Origin of the sequence: Pseudomonas sp. P1.8, from assembly GCF_001269805.1 — a bacterium.
Lineage (GTDB): Bacteria > Pseudomonadota > Gammaproteobacteria > Pseudomonadales > Pseudomonadaceae > Aquipseudomonas.
This window is the reverse complement of record NZ_LHVM01000030.1, coordinates 1-1,460: the sequence shown is the minus strand read 5'-3', so window position 1 is coordinate 1,460 and position 1,460 is coordinate 1. Positions and strand designations below refer to the sequence as shown.

General features: G+C 64.3%; 1 protein-coding gene. It reads left to right on the top strand.

What is annotated here, in order from left to right:
* On the top strand, window positions 1–1,460 hold a 1,460-nt coding region (locus AD668_RS28240), incomplete at both ends, for an Ig-like domain-containing protein (protein ID WP_218187266.1).

Genomic DNA, 1,460 nt, shown 5'->3' with positions numbered 1-1,460 from the left:
CGGTGCGGATGGCCCGGCAGCCAGCGGTGCGGTCGTCGGCGTGCGCTTCGGCAGCGACACATCGACCTCGGCCATCGGCGGCCTCAACAGCCAGATCAACGGCACTTACGGTTACCTGACCCTCGATGCCAATGGCAACGCGGTCTATCACAGCACTCCGAACACGGTGAGCGGCCCTGGCGCGGTGGATGTGTTCACTTACACCGTGCGCGATGCCGACGGCGATGAAAGCACCACCACCATCACCATCGACGTGTACAACAGTTGCCTGAAAGCGCTCAGCGACACCGACGTCACGGTCTACGAAAAAGCCCTCGACCTGGTCAAGGATGGCCAGGACCTGGCCGCCGGTACGGTCGTCGGCAGTCAGCCGGGCAACACCGGGGAAACCGCCAGCGGCACGTTGGTCGGCTCGGTCAGTGGCGCCGTGGGCGCACTCACCTACGCGCTGGTCGGCAGCGGCGCCGGGGCTCATGGGCAAATCGTGCTCAGCTCCGACGGCACCTACACCTACACCCTGACGTCCCCGTCGAGCACCACGCCGAACGCCAATGACGGGCCGAACGTCACCCACGAAACCTTCACCTATCAGGCCACCGACTCGCTGGGCAACATCGTCACCAGCACCATCGTGGTCAACATCGTCGATGACGTGCCCACCGCCAAAGCGGACGCTGATTCGGTAAGGGAAGGCGGTACGGTCAGCGGTAATGTGCTGGACAATGACATCGGCGGTGCGGATGGCCCGGCAGCCAGCGGTGCGGTCGTCGGCGTGCGCTTCGGCAGCGACACATCGACCTCGGCCATCGGCGGCCTCAACAGCCAGATCAACGGCACTTACGGTTACCTGACCCTCGATGCCAATGGCAACGCGGTCTATCACAGCACTCCGAACACGGTGAGCGGCCCTGGCGCGGTGGATGTGTTCACTTACACCGTGCGCGATGCCGACGGCGATGAAAGCACCACCACCATCACCATCGACGTGTACAACAGTTGCCTGAAAGCGCTCAGCGACACCGACGTCACGGTCTACGAAAAAGCCCTCGACCTGGTCAAGGATGGCCAGGACCTGGCCGCCGGTACGGTCGTCGGCAGTCAGCCGGGCAACACCGGGGAAACCGCCAGCGGCACGTTGGTCGGCTCGGTCAGTGGCGCCGTGGGCGCACTCACCTACGCGCTGGTCGGCAGCGGCGCCGGGGCTCATGGGCAAATCGTGCTCAGCTCCGACGGCACCTACACCTACACCCTGACGTCCCCGTCGAGCACCACGCCGAACGCCAATGACGGGCCGAACGTCACCCACGAAACCTTCACCTATCAGGCCACCGACTCGCTGGGCAACATCGTCACCAGCACCATCGTGGTCAACATCGTCGATGACGTGCCCACCGCCAAAGCGGACGCTGATTCGGTAAGGGAAGGCGGTACGGTCAGCGGTAATGTGCTGGACAATGACA